Genomic DNA, 17640 nt, shown 5'->3' with positions numbered 1-17640 from the left:
CCACAGCCGCCCCGATCCGGTCGACCGGGCTCCGCTACCCGCAGGACGCGGGCCGGAAGGCGTCGGGGCCGGCCCGGTCGGCGGGTTGTCGAAATCCGGCTGCGCCGCGCGATCGGTGACGATACGGTCGAACCCCACATCTGAACAGCGCCTCGGACCAGCTCCGCACGTCGCCCCGGTACCCCCGGGGGCCCGACGGTCGGGGCCGTTCCGGCTGCCCTGGCGACCTCGCGCATTTCTGCAAGCGTCGACCCGGCGGCGCTGTCCGGGCGTGTGGACAGCTCTGCTTCGATAAGTCGACAAGGAGATAGTGTGACGTTAACAGCGCAGCTCAGGCAGGTGGAGGGCGGCTCGGCTCAGCTCTACCTCGCGGTCGCCGGGGGCGCCTTCCGCCGCTACTCGACCTACCGGGCCGCCACCCTGGCCGGCGCCTTCACCAACACCGTCTTCGGCTGCATCCTCGCCTACACCTTCCTCGCCCTGTGGCAGGCCCGGCCGGGCCTCGGCGGGTACGACGCGCAGCAGGCGGTCAGCTACATCTGGATCAGCCAGGCCCTGCTGGTCACCGTCGCGGTCTGGGGCGGCGGCTTCCAGGACGACGTGCAGGACCGGTTCCGGACCGGGGACATCGCCGTCGACCTGTACCGCCCGGTGGACTTCCAGGGCTGGTGGCTGGCCACCGACCTCGGCCGGGCGGCGTTCCACCTGATCACCCGGGGTGCGGTGCCGACCGTCTTCGGCGCCCTGGTCTTCGACACCCGGCTGCCGGCCGATCCCGCGGTCTGGGCGGCCTTCCTGCTCTCGGTGCTGCTGGCGGTGGTGGTCAGCTTCGGGCTGCGCTTCCTGGTCTCGCTGACCGGCTTCTGGCTGCACGACTCGGAGGGCGTACGGGCCGTGATGCTGGTGGTGTCGATGTTCTTCTCCGGCATGCTGCTTCCGCTCGCGCTCTTCCCCGGCTGGCTCGGCCGGATCGCCGTCGAGCTGCCCTGGGCCGCGCTGATCTCGGTGCCCACCGACGTCCTGCTGGAACGCCGGACCGGGGGCGCCCTGGTGGCCGGCCTCGCGTTCCAGGCCGGCTGGGCGGTGCTGCTGCTGGCCGCCGGCCGGGGCGTCCAGCTGCTGGCCACCCGCAAGGTGGTGGTCCAGGGTGGCTGAGACGGCACTGGAGCGGACCGGTTGGGCGCTTCGCTCGTGGTGGCTGGTGGCGGCGATGTGGACCCGCTCGATCATGGCGTACCGGGTCTCGTTCACGCTGATGCTGCTCGCCAACATCGCCACCAACTCGCTCGACTTCGTGGTGCTGGTGCTGATGTTCCGGCACACCGACACGCTCGGCGGCTGGACGCTGCCCGAACTCGCCTTCCTGTACGGCACGTCGGGCCTCGCGCTGGGGATGGCCAACCTGCTGGTGGGCAGCATCGACGCGCTGGGCCAGCGGATCCGCGCCGGCACCCTGGACATCGTGCTGATCCGGCCCGCGCCGGCGCTGGCCCAGCTGTGCGCCGAACGGTTCTCGCTGCGCCGGCTCGGCCGGCCGCTGCAGGCCGGGGCACTGCTGCTCTGGTCGCTGAGCGAGCTGTCGGTGCACTGGACGCCGGACCGCCTGGTGCTGCTGCCGATGATGCTGATCAGCGGGACGGTGATCTTCTCCTGCGTCTTCATCGGCGGCGCCAGCGTGCAGTTCTGGTGGGACGAGGCCAAGGAGCTGCAGAACTCCTTCACCTACGGCGGCGCCACCATGCTGCAGTACCCGCCCACCATCTTCGCCAAGGAACTGGTCGCGGGTACGGTCTTCGGCCTCCCGCTGGCCTTCGTCAACTGGCTTCCGGCGCTGCGGATCCTCGACAAGCCCGACCCGCTCGGCCTGCCCGCCGCCTTCCAGTTCGCCTCGCCGATCGCCGCCGCGCTCTGTGTGGCGGCCGCGGCCCTGGCCTGGCGGGCCGGCCTGCGCGCCTACCGCGGTACCGGTAACTGACCTTCAGAACAAGGGAGTCGGACATGGCACTGATCGAACTCGAGGACGTCCGGCGGACTTTCACGGTCCGGACCAGGGCGGGCCGGCTGCGCCGCGAGAAACGCGAGGTCCGGGCGGTGGACGGCCTGAGCTTCACGGTCGGCGCGGGTGAGTGCGTCGGCTACATCGGCCCGAACGGCGCCGGGAAGTCCACCACCATCAAGATGCTCACCGGCATCCTCGTCCCCACCTCGGGCCGGCTCAGGGTGGCCGGCGTCGACCCGGCCCGCGAACGCACCCGGCTGGCCCGCCGGATCGGTGTGGTCTTCGGCCAGCGCACCACCCTGTGGTGGGACCTGCCGCTGCGCGACTCCTACGAGCTGGCCCGCCGGATCTACCGCATCCCGGACGCCCGGTACCGGGCCAACCTCGCCCGCTGCGTCGAACTCCTCGACCTGGGAGACCTGTTGGACACCCCGGTGCGTCAGCTCTCGCTCGGCCAGCGGATGCGCGGCGACCTGGCGGCCGCGCTGCTGCACGACCCGCAGGTGCTCTACCTGGACGAGCCGACCATCGGCCTCGACGTGGTCAGCAAGGCCAGGGTCCGGGCGTTCCTGCGCGAGGTCAACACCGAGCAGGGCACCACGGTGCTGCTCACCACCCACGACCTCACCGACATCGAGCAGTTGTGCGGCCGGGTGATGGTGATCGACCACGGCCGGGTGGTCTACGACGGCGGCCTGGACGGTCTGCACGCCGCCGGTGAGAGCGAACGCACCCTGGTGATCGACCTGGCCGAGCCGCGGCCCGCGATCGAGGTGCCCGGCGCCCGGGTGGTCCGGGTGGAGGGCCCGCGCCAGTGGCTGGCCTTCCCCGCGCAGGAGAGCGCGGCGCCGCTGCTCGCCTCGGTCGCGGCCCGCTACCCGCTGGTCGACCTCTCGGTCCGCGAGCCGGCGATCGAGGACGTGATCGCCCGGATGTACGCGGAGGTGGCGATCGGCTGATCCGCCCCGGCCGGTCCGGGCGGCGCCGCGCCGGCGCTGATCCGTTGGGGTGAGCGCAGTAACCGGCCCACCGCCACGGCAGTTGTCACCTGGTGACTCTGCCAGCGCGGGAGGAACCGATGACCGTACCCGATGTCAGTGTCGTGATCGCCGTCCGCAACGCCCTGCCCCACCTGACGGACTGCCTGGCCTCACTGGCCGCGCAGACCATCGGGGCCGGGCGGATGGAGGTGGTGGCGGTCGACGGCGGCTCGACGGACGGCAGCGGCGCGGAGCTGGAGCGCTTCGCGTCGCTGCACCCCGGCCTGTTCCGGCCGCACCTGCCGGCCGGGCCACGGCCCGAGCCCACCGACCGGCCCGAGCCCACCGAGAGGACCGAGCCGACGGACCCGGCCGATCTCGGCACGGCTCGGGCCCACGGCCGGTACGTGCTCTACCTCGGCGCGCAGGACCGGCTCGGCCCCGAGGCCCTGGAACGGCTGGTGGCCGCCGCCGACCGCCTGCGCTCCGACGTGGTCCTGCCGCTGCAGGTCGACGGGGACGGGCGGGAACTGCGCCGGGGGGTGTTCGCGACCGGCGCCGAGCAGGTCGGCTTCACCGACTCCGCGCTGCTCTGGGCCCTCACCGACGCCAAGCTCTTCCGCCGCGAGCTGATCACCCGGTACGGCCTGCGCCGCCGGCCGGACCTGCCGGTCCACGCCGACCGGCCGTTCACCGTCGCGGCCCTGCTGCACGCCGAGCGGATCTCGGTGCTGGCCGACTACGGCTACTACCACCGGGCGCGCCGCCCCGACCCCGCCCGCCGGGCCCCGGCCCTGGACCGGCTGCGCGGCATCCGGGCCGTCCAGGAGGTGGTGGAGCAGCTGACCGGACCGGGCCCGACGCGGGACGCGATCCGCAGCCGGTACTTCGGCTGGGAGCTGCCCCAACTGCTGCAGCAGCCGTTCCTGGCCCTGGACGGGCCGGAGCAGCGGGCGGTCGTCCGGGAGATCGGGCGGCTGGTGGACCGGTACTGCTCGCCCGGCCTGTTCGTCCGGCTGCCGGTCGCCGACCGGCTGCGGCTGGCGCTCGCCCAGCGCGGCGAACTCGGCGCGCTGCGCGGCCTGATCGCCCACGAGGCGGTCCACGGCCCGCCGCCCGAGGTGCGGCGCGGCGGGCGCAGGTACGCGGGGTACCCGGTGTTCCGGCAGGTCTCACCCGCCCTGCCGGACGCACTGTTCGAACTTCCCGGAGGCCCCGCCGTGCGGCCGCCGGGGTGGCGCCGCCTGGTGCCGCGCCAGGTCGGGCGCAGGGCACGCAGGTGGCGCCGGGCCTGGCGGGACGCCCGGCCGGTGAAGGCGGCAGGGAGCTGAACATGAGGGACATCTGTGTGGTGGGCCTGGGCGCGATCGGCCTGCCGCTGGCGGTGCAGTTCGCCTCGAAGGGACATCTGGTCGCCGGTGCGGACGCACAGCCCGAGGTGGTGGCCGCCGTCGCGGCGGGCCAGCCGCCGTCCGCGCACGAGGCCGAGCTGGCGGAGCGGCTGGCGGAGGTGGTCGCGGACGGCAGGCTGCGGGCCACCACCGACACCGCCGCCGCGGCCGCCGGGGCCGAGGCGATCGTGATCGTCGTGCCGCTGGTCACCCACCCGGAGGGCGACCCGGACTTCTCGGCGCTGGACGCCGCCACCGACGCGGTGGCCGGCGGGCTGCGCCGCTCCACCCTGGTCAGCTACGAGACGCCGCTGCCGGTCGGCACGCTGCGGGGGCGGTTCGCCCGGCGGCTGGAGGCCGGTTCCGGGCTGGTCGCGGGCCGTGACTTCGGGCTGGTGTTCAGCCCCGAGCGGGTCCGTACCGGCCGGATCTTCGCGGATCTGCGGCACTACCCCAAGCTGGTCGGCGGGATCGACGAGGCCTCCACCGAGCAGGGCGCCGAGTTCTACCGGTCCGTGCTGGACTTCGATCCGCGCCCGGACCTGGAGCACCCCAACGGGGTCTGGCCGCTGGACTCGGCCGAGGCCGCCGAGTTCGCCAAGCTCGCCGAGACCACCTACCGGGACGTCAATATCGCCCTGGCGAACCAGTTCGCCCGGTACGCCGACCGGGTCGGGGTCGACCTCGGCCAGGTGATCGAGGCCTGCAACTCGCAGCCGTACAGCCATCTGCACCGGCCCGGCATCGCGGTCGGCGGCCCCTGCCTCCCGGTCCATCCGCGGCTCTACCTGTGGAACGACCCGCACGCCGGCGTGGTCCGGGCCGCGCGGGAGGCGAACGAGGCGGTGCCCGGGTACGCGGTCGGGCTGCTGGAGGGGGCGCTCGGTCCGCTGGGCGGCGTCGGGGTCGGGGTGCTCGGCGCGTCGTACCGCGGCGGGGTCCGGGAGACCACGCAGTCCGGGGTGTTCGCACTGGTGGACGCGTTGCGGGCGGCCGGGGCCGAGCCGTACGTCAGCGACCCGCTGTACCTCCCGGAGGAGCTCGCCGCGCTCGGGCTGCCCGCCGACGAGGGCAAGCCGGTGGGCGCGCTGGTGATCCAGGCCGACCACCCCGAGTACCGGGAGCTCGGTTCGGTGGACTTCCCCGGCGTCCGGGTGCTGCTGGACGGCCGGCGGATCACCGATCCGGCCCGCTGGGAGGGCGTGCGGCGGATCGTGCTGGGCGGTGGCGGGGTCTGAGGCCGCAACCGGTGGGCGGCGGGGCAGACTGTCCGGGTGACCCTTGATCAGAGAGTGAGCCAGGACGAGCCGCCCCGGCCCGCCCCCGGTGTCAGCTTCACCGCGGCGGACGAGGAGAAGCACCGGGGCGTACGGCGGATGAAGGCCTTCGCGACCGGTCTGCTGGCCTTCGCCACGCTGGTGTTCGCCCTGGCCACCTGGGCCGATGCCGCGGGCGCGGGTGCCTGGGCCGGTTATGTCGCGGCGGCCGCCGAGGCCGGCATGGTCGGCGCGCTGGCCGACTGGTTCGCGGTCACCGCGCTGTTCCGGCGGCCGTTCGGGCTGCCGATCCCGCACACCGCGATCATCCCCACCAAGAAGGACGCCTTCGGCCGCTCGCTCGGCGACTTCGTCGGTGACAACTTCCTCTCCGCACCGGTGGTCCGGGCCCGGCTCGGCGCGATCGGCGTCGCCCGGCGGCTCGGCGAGTGGCTGGCCGCTCCCGGCAGCGCCGAGCGGGTCACCAAGGAGGCGGCGGCCGCGCTGCGCGGGGTGCTCGCCGTGCTGCGGGACGAGGACATCCAGGCGGTGGTCGGCGAGGCCGTCACCCGGCGGGCCGCGGCCACCTCGGTCGCCGAGCCGGCCGGCCGGCTGCTGGCCAGGGTGGTCGGCGACGGCGGTCACCACGGCGTGGTCGACCTGATCATCGTCCGGGCGCACCACTGGCTGTCCGCGCACCACGAGGAGGTGGTGCAGCGGGTCACCGCCAAGACCCCCGGCTGGACGCCGAAGTTCGTCGACCACCAGGTCGGCGAGCGGGTCTACAAGGAGCTGCTGCGCTTCGTCACCGACGTCCGTGACAACCCGGCGCACGCCGCCCGCGGCGCCGTCGACGACTTCCTCGCCGAGTTCGCCGACGAACTCCAGCACGACCCGGACACCATCGCCCGGGTCGAGCGGGCCAAGGCCGACCTGCTGGCCCGCGACGAGGTGCAGGACCTGATCGCCTCCGCCTGGACGGCGGTGCGCACCCTGGTGCTCACCGCGGCGGAGGACGAGGACAGCGAGCTGCGGCAGCGTCTGCGGGACGCCCTGCGCCGGCTGGGGCAGCGGCTGGCCACCGACGCCCGGTTGCAGGCCAAGACCGACGGCTGGCTGCAGGACGCCGCCCAGTACGTGGTGGAGACCTACCGCGAGGAGATCACCTCGCTGATCTCCGACACGGTGGCCGGCTGGGACGCCGACGACGCCTCCCGGAAGATCGAGGCCAACGTAGGGCGCGACCTGCAGTTCATCCGGATCAACGGCACCGTGGTCGGCGCCCTGGCCGGACTGCTGATCCACACGGTGGCCAGGGCACTGGGCGGCTGAACCGGGCCCGGGCCGATGATCCGTACGATGGTGCGAGAGCTGTCCGGAATGCGACGAAGGAGCGTCAGGGTGCCTGAAGGAACGAGCGGAATCGAGGCGTTCATCGCCGGCCTGCCCAAGGCCGAGCTGCACGTCCACCACGTCGGCTCCGCCTCGCCCCGGGTGGTGGCCGAGCTGGCGGCCCGGCACGAGGGGCGGACCAAGGTGCCGGTGGACCCGGCCGCGCTCGCCGAGTACTTCACCTTCACCGACTTCGCGCACTTCATCGAGGTGTACCTGAGCGTGGTCGACCTGATCCGCGACCCCGAGGACGTCCGGGCGCTCACCTACGGTGTCGCCGAGGACATGGCCCGCCAGCAGATCCGGTACGCCGAGCTCACCATCACCCCGTACTCCTCGGTCAGCCGGGGCATCCCCGACGTGGCCTTCATGGAGGCCATCGAGGACGCCCGCCGGTCGGCCGAGAAGGACCTCGGGGTCGTCCTGCGCTGGTGCTTCGACATCCCCGGCGAGGCCGGACTGGCCGCCGCCGAGGAGACCGCCCGCCTCGCCGTCGACCTGGCCCCGGAGGGTCTGGTCAGCTTCGGCCTGGGCGGCCCGGAGATCGGGGTGCCGCGCCCGCAGTTCAAGCCGTACTTCGACCGGGCCCGGGCGGCCGGCCTGCGCAGCGTGCCGCACGCCGGGGAGACCACCGGCCCCGAGACGGTCTGGGACGCGATCCGGATGCTGGGTGCCGAGCGGATCGGCCACGGCACCCAGGCCGTCCTGGACCCGGCGCTGATCGACCACCTCGGTGAGCACCGGATCGCCCTGGAGGTCTGCCCGACCTCCAACATCGCCACCCGCGCGGTCGAGCGGATGGAGGAGCACCCGATCCGGCAGATGGTCGACGCCGGGCTGCTGGTGACGGTCAACAGCGACGACCCGCCGATGTTCGGCACCGACCTCAACACCGAGTACGCGGTCGCCGCCCGCCTGCTGGGCCTGGACGAGACCGGGGTCGCCGCGCTGGCGAAGAACGCCGTCGACGCCTCCTTCCTGGACGAGGCGGGCAAGGCCCGGCTGACCGGGGAGATCGACGGCTACCTGGCGTCCTGGCGCTGAGGCGCCGACCGGCGGCGCCCCGAGCGGGGGCGCCGCCGTCCGGGTTCCCGGGCGTTTCGGACCTTCCTAGGCGGCCTGGGCGGCCTTGGCGAGCGCGGTCCGGGCCGGAAGGTCCCGGTGCAGCCAGGCGCGCTCGGCCGCCGTCCACGCCGTGGTGGTCAGCAGGTAGAGGCCGGCCGCCAGCGGGACCAGCGCGGCGAAGAGCACGGTGAGGAACGACAGGTACGGTGCGAACGCCGCACCGGGCGCCGTCGTACCGGCCGAGAGCCGGCGCGCGCGCCGGAAGGAGGCGTAGCCGACGGCGGCCAGCCCCGCGTACAGCGCGCCGAAGACCGCCAGCTGCGCCGGACCGTGCACGGCTCCCACGTGCAGGCCGAGCGGAACCCCGAACAGGGTGTGGTCCAGCAGGTCGTTCGGGGTGGTGAAGAGCCGGTACATCACCGAGAAGAACGGAATCTGCACGAACATCGGCAGGCACCCGGCGAACGGCGAGGACTTCTCCTCCCGGTACAGCTCGGCCATCGCGGCCTGGAGCTTCTCGGGCTTCCCCTTGTGCTTGCGGTTGAGCTCGGCGACCTGCGGGGCGAGCCGCATCCGGGTCTTCTCACCGCGGGCGGCGGCCCGGGCGAGCGGATGCAGGGCCAGCCGGACGGCGACCGTGAACAGCACGATGGCGAGCGCGGTCGGCATCACCTGGGCGAGCGACGAGACGACGTCGTGGGCCAGGCGGACGGCGGGGTCGAGCACGGCGAAAAGGGACATGGTAGTGCGAGCCCTCCGGGGGTCTCGGATCTGCGAGAGGTCGGCGGAGGGCGGCCGCGCGGGCCGTACGGACCAGGTGTGACCGGACCAGGTGTTACGCGGCCGCCGGGGCCGCACCCGGCGCCCTGGGGCGGCGGCGGCCGCGGGCGTCCGGATCACGCTGGGGAAGGAAGGCGGTGCGGTAGGCGCGTCTGCGCAGCGCACCGCTGCGGACGGCGGCCGGGGCCCGCGCCCCGAGCAGCCGGGCGGCGGCCAGGGTGCCGGCGACAGCGCCCGACAACAGCACCACGGCGGCGGTGGCGGCGGCCACGGTCAGCCCGGGCGAGCCGGTCAGCAGCTCACCGGTCAGCAGCCGGAACACGCCGAGGAGCAGCGCGACGACGGACACGGTCGGCCTCCTCGGGGTAGGTGTGCGGACGGCTCCCGGCGATGGTACGCCGGTCTCCGTCGGATCGGCACCGGTCGGCACATCCGTAGCGTGCAGTGCTACGGGGGGCTACATTGGGCCCATGAGGACCATTACCCAGCGGGAGTTCCGCAACCAGTCCGCCGCCGTCATGGACGCGGTCGAGGCGGGTGAGACGTATCACATCACCCGGAACGGAACGGAGGTCGCGGAGCTGCGGCCGCTGAGCCGCCGACGCAGGCTCAGCGCCGAGGAGCTGGTGGCCAGGCACAGCCGCCTGCCGAGGGTCGACTACCGGCAGATGCGCGAAGAGGCGGACGAGTTCTTCGGGGCCGACACCGTGGGCGACGATGACCCGTTCGAGCGCAGCCGTGGCTGAGCGGCGCCCGAGCGGAGTCCTGGACACCCGTACCTACATCGACCTGGCGGAGCTCGAACCGGCGACGCTCCCGGCCACGCCCGAGCTGACCGCCGTCACTCTGGCGGAACTGCAGCAGGGCGTGGCCATGGCGAAGGACGCGCTCGGCCGCGCCGCCCGGTTGGAGATTCTCACGGCGGCCGTCGCGGAGTTCGACCCGCTGCCGTTCGACGCTGCGGCCGCCTCCCGCTACGGGACGCTGGTCGCCCTCACCGTGGCAGCGAAGCGGGACCCGCGGCCGCGTCGTCCTGGTCTCATGATCGCGGCGATCGCCTCGGCGCACGATCTCCCGCTCTATACCAGGAACACGGCCGACTTCCGCGGGCTGGAGAGCGCTGTCGAGGTCATCGGCGTCTGAGGGGGCGGCTCAGCCGAGCCGGACCACCGAGCGGGTGGCGTCGGAGGCCCGGGCGGCCTCCAGGACGGCGAGGGTGGCGACCGCGTCGCGCGGGTCGACCGGCGGCGGGGTGCCGGTGGCGAGGGAGGCGGCGATGCCGGCGTAGTAGGCGGGGTAGTCGCCCGGGTCGGTGGGGACGGGGGCGGAGTCCCCGTCGGTGCCGAGGGTGCCGAACAGGGACGGGAGGTCGGCGCCCCAGGGGATGCCGTCGCCGGGGCGGCGGCCGGCCCGCAGGTCGGCCTCCTGCGGGTCCATGCCGGACTTCGTGTACCCGGCGCGGTCGCCGAGCAGCCGCAGCCGGGGTCCGCCGAGCGGGGCGATGGCGCTGGTCCACAGGTGGGAGCGGACGCCGCCGGCGTGGGTGAGGGCGAGGAAGGCGTCGTCGTCGACGACGGCGCCGTCGCGGCGGGTGTCGACCTCGGCGTAGACCGTGTCGACCGGTCCGAACAGAGTGATCGCCTGGTCGACCAGGTGGCTGCCGAGGTCGTACAGGGTGCCGCCGACCTCGGCCGGGTCGGCGAGCTCGCGCCAGCCGGCCTTGGGCTTCGGACGGAACCGCTCGAACCGGGACTCGAACCGGTGCACCCGGCCGAGCGCGCCCTCCTCGACGAGACGACGGACGGTCAGGAAGTCACCGTCCCAGCGGCGGTTCTGGAAGACCGAGAGCAGCGTGCCGGACTGCTCGGCGAGCTCGCACAGGGCCAGTGCCTCGTCGGCGGTGGCGGCGAGCGGCTTGTCGACCACGGTGGCGAGGCCGGCCGCCAGGGCGGCCCGGCCCAGCGGGACGTGGGTGCGGTTGGGTGAGGCGATCACCACCAGGTCGAGGGTGTCGGCCTCGGCGAGCAGCTGGGCCGGGGTGTCCACGGCGCGGGCGCCGGGGTGCTCCTGGCGCAGCTGGGCGCGGCGGTCGGGGTTGGCGGTGACCACCGCGTCCAGCTGCAGTCCGGGGGTGGTGGCGATCAGCGGGGCATGGAAGGCGGAACCGGCCAGGCCGTAGCCGATCAGGCCGACGCGGAACGGAGTGCGGGGCGAGGTGGTCATGCTCCTACTCAATCACGCGTCGGCGGTGACGCCGGATCAGCGCGCGTGGGCGGCCGGCCGGCGCCGGCGGCGGTTGATCACCACGACGGCGGCGCCGGCCAGCAGGAAGGCCGCGCCGACGGAGGCGGCCAGGCCGGTGGCGCGGCCGGTGCCGGTCTGGGCGAGCTCGGCGCCGGCGCTGCGGGTGGTGTCCGTGGGGGTGGCCGGGGTGGCCGGGGCGGCGTCCAGGGCGCCGGCCTGCTGCGCGACGGGGGCGGCGGGGGCGACGGGCGCGGCGGAGGCCGTCGGGGACGGCTCGTGGCTGTGCGTGGCACCGCTGCCCGGTGCGGGGGTGGGCGCCGAGCCGGCCGGTGCGCCGCTGCCGTCGAAGACCACGTCGGAGCAGGAGTAGAACGCCTCGGGGCTGTCGGAGCGCTGCCAGATCGCGTAGATCAGCTGGCGCCCCTTCTTGCCGGCCGGCACCTTGCCCGGCAGCACGTACTGGCCGTTGGAGACGGTCGGGTCGGTGACGGTCAGGAACGGCGCGGACTCCAGCGAGGACCAGGCGAGCGGCTTGGCCGGGTCGTAGCCGTCCTTGGTGATGAACAGCTGGAAGGTGCCCCGGTGCGGGGCGGTGACGTGGTACCGGAAGGTGAAGTCGGCCCCGGCGGTGAGGTTGGTGGCCGGCCAGTCGGCGCGGGCCAGGTCCAGCCCGGCGAACTCGGGGTCGGCGGCGCTGCACAGTTTGCCGTCCGGGATCAGCTCGTGGTGGCGGCCGGCCGCGGTGCCGATCCGCACGGCGTTCCAGTCGTACATCGCCTGGGTGCCGCCGGCGGCGATCGCGGCCGTGCAGGCGGCGGACTTCGGATGCTCGGGGCCCTCCAGGTAGCAGCCCTCGACCCGGCTGAGCGGGTTCTGCATCGAGCCGTGCGCCGAGGCGGTACCGGATCCGAGGGTGCCGGCGAGGGCGCAGCCGGCGAGGGCCACGGCGGTGGCCGTGAGGCGGCGGGCGGACATGGCGGTGCTCCTTCGGGTGGTCCGTCCGGGCCGGGTGCGCGGGAGCGGCCGGGACGGGGATGAGGGTGGGTGCAGGGAGTGGGGGTGCCCCGGGGACGAAGCTAGCCGGGCCGGGACGGGAAATGACGGCTGCTCAGCGGCGTTAGGGACGGCTTAATGGAGCCTTGAGGCAGCGGGCCGGCAGGCCGCCCTCGTCCGGTGGGCGGGCGGGTACTGCCGTCGGGCAGGTGTGCGGATTAGGGTGGTGCCGTTGGGGCAGCCAGCAGTGACCCGGCCGACCGGGTGCCCCGGGCGGCGGGGTGCAGTTTCCGTACGACCACCGCACGAGCTCTGGAGACACGCACGTGGCAGACCGCAAGCCCATCGAATCCTGGCTGACCGACATGGACGGCGTCCTCATCCACGAGGGCACCCCGATCCCCGGGGCGCAGGAGTTCCTCCGCCGGCTGCGGGAGTCCGGCAAGCCGTTCCTGGTGCTGACCAACAACTCCATCTACACGCCGCGCGACCTCAGTGCCCGCCTCGCCGGGATGGGCCTGGAGGTGCCGGAGGAGTGCATCTGGACCTCCGCGCTGGCGACCGCCAAGTTCCTCAAGGGCCAGCGCCCGGGCGGCACGGCGTACGTGATCGGCGAGGCCGGTCTGACCACCGCGCTCTACCAGGCCGGCTACGTGCTGACCGACAACAACCCGGACTACGTGGTGCTGGGCGAGACCCGCACCTACAGCTTCGAGGCGCTGACCAAGGCGATCCGTCTGATCAACGCCGGTGCCCGGTTCATCTGCACGAACCCGGACGAGACCGGCCCGTCCACCGAGGGCGTGCTGCCGGCCACCGGTTCGGTCGCGGCGCTGATCACCAAGGCCACCGGGGTGGACCCGTACTTCGTCGGCAAGCCCAACCCGCTGATGATGCGGGAGGCGCTGAACACGGCCGGTGCACACTCCGAGTCCGCCGTCATGATCGGTGACCGGATGGACACCGACATCGTGGCGGGCATGGAGGCCGGTATGGAGACCATCCTGGTGCTCACCGGTCTGACCGCCGAGAACGACGTCGAGCGGTTCCCGTACCGCCCGACCCGGGTGGTCAAGTCGATCGCCGACCTGATCGACCAGATCTGACCGACCGGGACCGACCGGTCGGTACCCGAAGCCCTGCCGCCCCTGCCCGGGGCGGCGGGGCTTCGTCGGTACGAGGGGGGAAATTCGTGGGCGAGCAACCGGTGGGGACCGGCGAGAAGCGGGTGACCTGGGCGGAGCTCTACTTCGACCTGGTCTTCGTGTTCGCCGTCACCCAGGTGTCGCAGCTGCTGCACCACCACCACGACTGGGCGGGGGTCGGCGAGGCGCTGGTCGCGTTCGTGCCCGTGTACTGGTGCTGGGTCGGGACGACGGTGCAGGCGAACATCCGGGACGTGGACGGTGTCGGCGGCCGGCTGGGGATCTTCGCGGTCGGCCTCGGCGGGCTGTTCATGGCACTGGCGCTGCCCGGGGCGTACGGCTCCCGCGGCGTGCTGTTCGGCGCGGCGTACTGGCTCTCGCGGCTGGTGCTGTTGGCGCAGGTGGGCCGGATCCGGGGTGCCTGGCAGGGCCCGTACGGGGTCGGCGCGCTGGTCAGCGGGCCGCTGATGGTGGCGGGCGGGCTGGTGGAGGACGGCCCGCGGGTGGCTCTGTGGGCGCTGGCGGCCTGCTGCGACCTGGCCGCCCCGCTGGCCTTCCGGAGCCGGCTGGCCAAGGTGCGGTACGACCCGGCGCACCTGCCGGAGCGGTTCGGCCTCTTCCTGCTGGTGGCGCTCGGCGAGTCGATCGTCGGGATCGGCGGCCCGGTCGCCCAGTCGCGGCTGCACCCGGCCCAACTGGTCTCGGTGGCGCTGGCCTTCGTGATCTCCTGTGGGCTGTGGTGGCTCTACTTCGGGTACGCCGCGGACGCGATGCGGTTCGCGCTGGAGCGGGCCGAGTCCCGGCGGGACCTGATCCGCTGGGTCTTCTCGTACGGTCACCTGGCCCTGATCGCCGGGGTGATCGCGGTCGCCGTCGGCTTCGGCGAGACGGTGGCCGAGCCGGGTGCGGCGCTGGGGGCGGGCCCGCTCGGGCTGCTGTACGGGGGCTGCGCGCTGTACCTGCTGAGTTTCTGCTACACCCGAAAGATGATGTTCGGGGTGGTCTCGCCGACCAGACTGGCGGCCGCGGCGCTGGTGCTGGTGCTGCTGCCGCTGATGGTCCGGCTGCCGGCCCTGGCGGCGCTGGGGGTGCTGGCGGCCGTGCTGGTCGGCCTCAACGCCTGGGAGCAGCTGCGGGTGCGGCGCTCCGCGCGGTCCGGGTCGGCGGGCGCGGCCGCGTAGTGTCGGTGGGGCTGTGTAGCGTTCTGTGTCGAAGGAAGTCGTGCGTCCGGGGCGGCCGTGCTGGTTCGCGTCCGGTGGTGGGAGGTTGATGTCGTGACGGATGTTGCCGAGGTGGCCGTGGGTACTGCGCTTCAGGTGCCCGAGTCCTGGCGCGAGGTGCTGGCGGACGAGCTGGACAAGCCGTACTTCGCCGAGCTGGACGCCTTCGTGGCCGCCCAGCGGGCCGAGCACGAGGTCTTCCCGCCGGCCGGGCAGGAGTTCTCCGCGCTGGAGGCGACGCCGTACGACAAGGTCCGGGTGCTGATCCTCGGCCAGGACCCGTACCACGACAACGGCCAGGCGCACGGCATGAGCTTCTCGGTGCTGCCCGGGGTCAGGACCCCGCCCTCGCTGCGCAACATGTTCAAGGAGCTGGACGCCGACCTCGGCGTCCCGGCCCCCGACAACGGCTACCTGATGCCCTGGGCCGAGCAGGGGGTGCTGCTGCTCAACGCGGTGCTCACGGTGCGGGCGCACGAGGCGAACTCGCACAAGGCCAAGGGCTGGGAGAAGTTCACCGACGCGGTGATCAGGGCGGTCAGCGCGCGCGAGGAGCCGGTCGTCTTCGTGCTCTGGGGCAACTACGCCAAGAAGAAGCTGCCGCTGATCGACACCGAGCGGCACGTGGTGGTGCAGGGGGCGCACCCCTCGCCGCTGTCGGCCAAGCTGTTCTTCGGCAGCCGCCCGTTCTCGCAGATCAACCAGGCGCTGGAGCAGTTCGGCAGCGAGCCGGTCGACTGGCAGGTGCCGAACCTCTCGGCCTGACGCCCGCCCTGGGGGCCACCGCCACGCACGGGGGAGCGGAGTGTGGGCCGCCCACACTCCGCTCGGCGGCACTCAGCCCGCGGCGCCCAGGAATCCGGCCCAGCCGCCGGCGGGCGCCTGGCCGACGCCCAGCGTGCGCAGCTTGCGGATCGTCGACTGGTCCTGGACCTCCAGCCACTCCACCAGCTGCCGGAACGACACCAGCCGGACGTCCGGCTTGGCGGCGATCGTCCTGATGGTCTCCTCGACGGCGTCCATGTAGATCCCGCCGTTCCACTGCTCGAAGTGGTTGCCGATGAACAGCGGCGCCCGGTTGGTGGTGTACGCGCGGTCGAAGCCGGCCAGGTACGCGTCGCGGGCCTGGGTGCGCCAGTCCGCGTACCGGGCGGGGTCGCCCTTGGTGCTGCCGCCGGACTGGTTGGCGAGGATGTTGTAGTCCATCGAGAGCACCTGGAAGTTGTGCCCGGGGAACGGCAGGCCCTGCAGCGGGAAGTCCCAGATCTTGCCGTCCTGGACCTTCTGCGGCCAGATCTGCAGGCCGCCCGGCGAGCTGGCGTCGTACTTCCAGCCGAGCTTCGCGGCGGTCGGCAGCAGCGCTTTCTGCCCCTCCAGACAGGGGGTGCGGGCGCCGATCAGCTCCTTGCGGTAGTCGAAGGGCAGCGGGTCGACGTCGGTGAAGCCGGTGTTGGTCCGCCACTTGGTGACGAAGGAGACGGCCTGCTCGATCTCGCTCTCCCAGTCCTCCGGCGTCCACTTGTTGACGCCGTTGCCGTCCGCGCGGGTCGAGCAGAAGTGTCCGTTGAAGTGGGTGCCTATCTCGTGGCCGGCCGACCAGGCCTGGCTGATCAGCTTGACGGTGTTCTTGACCGCGCCCGCCGAGAGGTAGGGGATGTCGGAGGCGCCGGCCGGGTGCTTGGGCGGCTGGTAGAGGCCGGACTTCTCCTTCGGCAGCGTGTAGATGCCGGACAGGAAGAAGGTCATCGCGGCCTTGTGGTCGGCGGCGACCTTGAGGAAGCGGGCGAACTGCCCGTCGTCGGTGGCGCCGGCGCCGTCCCAGGAGAACACCACGAACTGCGGGGGCGTCTCACCGGGCTTCAGCTTCTCGGGCTTGGGCTGGTTCGGCTGCGGACCGGTGTCGGAGGTGGAACCGTCGCCGATCGGGGTGCCCTTCGGGGACTCCTTCGCGGTGGCGGTGCCCGGTCCACCCGACCCCTTGCTGTCCGACCCGGGGAGCGAGGCCCGGCCGGACCCGCCGCCGGAACAGGCGGTGACCGCCCCGAGTGCCGCGGTGGCCGCCGTGGCACTCAGCACTGTCCTGCGCGAGATGCTGCTCATGTGGTCTCCCCTGCCGCGATGAGTCCGACTGCTCGGCGAACCTCCGGGGAACCCGCAGGCTCTCCGGAGGTCAAGTGATAGCAAAACTGGACATTTGATCCGTATTGGCATCCACAGGATGTCACGAGCGCCTGGGAGCGGTCAGCCTCGGGGTACCCGTCACCGGCTCACACGTACCGGACTCGGGCGCGGATTCGGCGGGCCCGTTTCTGTTGCGATTCCGGGACAGAACCGGAGCCCACGGAGCCGCCGCCACGGCCCGGGTGACGGCGGCTCGGGTGACGGCGGCTCGGGCCGCGCCGGGCGAGGGCCGGGAAGACGGGGGATCAGGTGCGCGAGGGCCGGGCGGGCGAGGGGCCGGGTCGACCGGGGGCGGGCCGGCGAGGGCTCAGACCGCGACCGCGACCCGGCGCCGCCGGGCCCAGCGGGCCACCACGGTGCTGACGGCGGTGGCCGCCGCGCACGACACGGCCAGGCTCAGCCACGCGGTGTCGAACCAGTGGCTGTTCAGCCACCCCAGGCTGACGATGTACGCGGCCCAGAGCAGCGCGGCCACGGCGGACCAGCGCAGGAAGCCGGACCGGTCGGGGGAGTGCCCCACCGCGAGGTCCAGCACCGTCCGCCCGGCGGGCACGAACCGGGCGATGATCACGATCGCGGCCGCCGTCCGGCTGGAGCGCCCGGCGAAGCTGCGCTGCATCCGTTCGACACTCGCCGCCAGCTTCGGGCGGTGCTCCAGGCGGCGCTGTACGGCGGGCGCGCCGCGCCGGGCCAGGTTCAGCAGCAGCAGGTCGCCGAGGAAGGACGCGACCGCCACCCCGGCCGCGAGCAGCAGGGGCGCTCCGTCGACCTGGGAGGTTCTCAGTACGGCGAGGATCACCAGGCTGCCACTGGGGATGAACGGCAGGAAGGCGTCGCCGAGCACGGCGCAGAGTGCCAAGGCGCAGATCCACGATGAGCCGATGACGGCGGCGGCGTCCAAGGTCGTACTCCCTCCAGACCGCCCCCAGGGGAGAGCAGCTGCGAGGGACAACGCTAGCGGGTCGACGTTTCATGCCATGAAGCACCCCCGGTG

Annotated in this window: 18 protein-coding genes; 12 read left to right on the top strand and 6 right to left on the bottom strand. The window is 73.3% G+C overall.

Translation table 11 applies throughout. The features are described from left to right. The first annotated feature begins 312 nt into the window (after nucleotides 1–312). The 7 genes from OG871_RS14865 (at nucleotide 313) to OG871_RS14835 (ending at nucleotide 8062) form a co-directional block, all read left to right on the top strand. Nucleotides 313–1155 carry an ABC transporter permease gene (locus tag OG871_RS14865; RefSeq protein ID WP_371497246.1) on the top strand — a complete coding sequence of 281 codons (843 nt, stop codon included), beginning with the start codon at nucleotides 313–315 and terminating at the stop codon, nucleotides 1153–1155. Continuing rightward, complete coding sequence (locus tag OG871_RS14860; RefSeq protein WP_371497245.1) at nucleotides 1148–1975, top strand: ABC transporter permease; 828 nt, start codon at nucleotides 1148–1150, stop codon at nucleotides 1973–1975. Before OG871_RS14865 ends, OG871_RS14860 begins: the two co-directional genes overlap by 8 nt. 23 nt (nucleotides 1976–1998) lie before the next feature. Further along, entirely contained in the window at nucleotides 1999–2958 is a 960-nt protein-coding gene (locus tag OG871_RS14855) for an ATP-binding cassette domain-containing protein (RefSeq protein WP_371497244.1), read from the top strand. Nucleotides 2959–3077: 119 nt separating this feature from the next. Next, a complete protein-coding gene (locus tag OG871_RS14850) occupies nucleotides 3078–4310 on the top strand; it encodes a glycosyltransferase family 2 protein (RefSeq protein WP_371497243.1) in 1233 nt (410 codons plus the stop codon). A 2-nt stretch (nucleotides 4311–4312) separates the two neighbouring features. Continuing rightward, on the top strand, nucleotides 4313–5608 hold the full coding sequence (locus OG871_RS14845; protein WP_371497242.1) for a nucleotide sugar dehydrogenase: 1296 nt from the start codon (nucleotides 4313–4315) through the stop codon (nucleotides 5606–5608). 36 nt (nucleotides 5609–5644) lie between these two features. After that, nucleotides 5645–6958, top strand: coding sequence for a DUF445 domain-containing protein (locus OG871_RS14840; protein WP_371497241.1), 1314 nt, complete (start codon nucleotides 5645–5647; stop codon nucleotides 6956–6958). 48 nt (nucleotides 6959–7006) lie between these two features. After that, nucleotides 7007–8062, top strand: coding sequence for an adenosine deaminase (locus OG871_RS14835; RefSeq protein ID WP_371503312.1), 1056 nt, complete (start codon nucleotides 7007–7009; stop codon nucleotides 8060–8062). Nucleotides 8063–8128: 66 nt separating this feature from the next. On the opposite strand, the gene OG871_RS14830 is transcribed toward OG871_RS14835, so the two are convergent. Together OG871_RS14830 and OG871_RS14825 are read right to left on the bottom strand one after the other, a co-directional pair. Continuing rightward, nucleotides 8129–8824 carry a YidC/Oxa1 family membrane protein insertase gene (locus OG871_RS14830; protein WP_371497240.1) on the bottom strand — a complete coding sequence of 232 codons (696 nt, stop codon included), beginning with the start codon at nucleotides 8822–8824 and terminating at the stop codon, nucleotides 8129–8131. Between the two features lie 94 nt (nucleotides 8825–8918). After that, a complete protein-coding gene (locus OG871_RS14825; protein WP_371497238.1) occupies nucleotides 8919–9212 on the bottom strand; it encodes a DUF6412 domain-containing protein in 294 nt (97 codons plus the stop codon). 121 nt (nucleotides 9213–9333) lie between these two features. Between OG871_RS14825 and OG871_RS14820 the strand changes: the two genes are divergently transcribed. Next, nucleotides 9334–9609, top strand: coding sequence for a type II toxin-antitoxin system Phd/YefM family antitoxin (locus OG871_RS14820; protein WP_371497237.1), 276 nt, complete (start codon nucleotides 9334–9336; stop codon nucleotides 9607–9609). After that, a complete protein-coding gene (locus tag OG871_RS14815; protein ID WP_371497235.1) occupies nucleotides 9581–10006 on the top strand; it encodes a type II toxin-antitoxin system VapC family toxin in 426 nt (141 codons plus the stop codon). The genes OG871_RS14820 and OG871_RS14815 overlap by 29 nt, the downstream gene beginning before the upstream one ends. A 9-nt stretch (nucleotides 10007–10015) precedes the next feature. On the opposite strand, the gene OG871_RS14810 is transcribed toward OG871_RS14815, so the two are convergent. Together OG871_RS14810 and OG871_RS14805 are read right to left on the bottom strand one after the other, a co-directional pair. After that, nucleotides 10016–11086: a Gfo/Idh/MocA family oxidoreductase gene (locus OG871_RS14810; RefSeq protein ID WP_371497234.1), complete on the bottom strand. Its 1071-nt coding sequence runs from the start codon at nucleotides 11084–11086 to the stop codon at nucleotides 10016–10018. A gap of 36 nt (nucleotides 11087–11122) precedes the next feature. Continuing rightward, nucleotides 11123–12082 (bottom strand): lytic polysaccharide monooxygenase, encoded by a 960-nt coding sequence (locus OG871_RS14805; RefSeq protein ID WP_371497233.1) that lies wholly within the window; start codon nucleotides 12080–12082, stop codon nucleotides 11123–11125. Between the two features lie 344 nt (nucleotides 12083–12426). Here OG871_RS14805 and OG871_RS14800 point away from each other — a divergent pair, with 344 nt between their 5' ends. The 3 genes from OG871_RS14800 to OG871_RS14790 all read left to right on the top strand — a co-directional run bounded on the left by OG871_RS14800 (nucleotide 12427) and on the right by OG871_RS14790 (nucleotide 15230). Next, nucleotides 12427–13206, top strand: coding sequence for an HAD-IIA family hydrolase (locus OG871_RS14800; protein WP_371497232.1), 780 nt, complete (start codon nucleotides 12427–12429; stop codon nucleotides 13204–13206). A gap of 86 nt (nucleotides 13207–13292) precedes the next feature. After that, the gene (locus OG871_RS14795) at nucleotides 13293–14426 is read left to right on the top strand and encodes a low temperature requirement protein A (RefSeq protein WP_371497231.1); all 1134 of its coding nucleotides are present in this window, start codon (nucleotides 13293–13295) and stop codon (nucleotides 14424–14426) included. A 93-nt stretch (nucleotides 14427–14519) separates the two neighbouring features. Then, nucleotides 14520–15230: a uracil-DNA glycosylase gene (locus OG871_RS14790; RefSeq protein WP_371497230.1), complete on the top strand. Its 711-nt coding sequence runs from the start codon at nucleotides 14520–14522 to the stop codon at nucleotides 15228–15230. 72 nt (nucleotides 15231–15302) lie between these two features. On the opposite strand, the gene OG871_RS14785 is transcribed toward OG871_RS14790, so the two are convergent. Together OG871_RS14785 and OG871_RS14780 are read right to left on the bottom strand one after the other, a co-directional pair. Then, complete coding sequence (locus OG871_RS14785; protein WP_371497229.1) at nucleotides 15303–16565, bottom strand: hypothetical protein; 1263 nt, start codon at nucleotides 16563–16565, stop codon at nucleotides 15303–15305. Nucleotides 16566–16953: 388 nt separating this feature from the next. Further along, nucleotides 16954–17547 (bottom strand): DedA family protein, encoded by a 594-nt coding sequence (locus tag OG871_RS14780; protein ID WP_371497228.1) that lies wholly within the window; start codon nucleotides 17545–17547, stop codon nucleotides 16954–16956. Nucleotides 17548–17640: the final 93 nt, after the last annotated feature.

It is taken from the genome of Kitasatospora sp. NBC_00374 (assembly GCF_041434935.1).
GTDB lineage: Bacteria > Actinomycetota > Actinomycetes > Streptomycetales > Streptomycetaceae > Kitasatospora.
The sequence above is the reverse complement of the archived record's forward strand: the minus strand, read 5'-3'. Positions and strand labels throughout refer to the sequence as shown.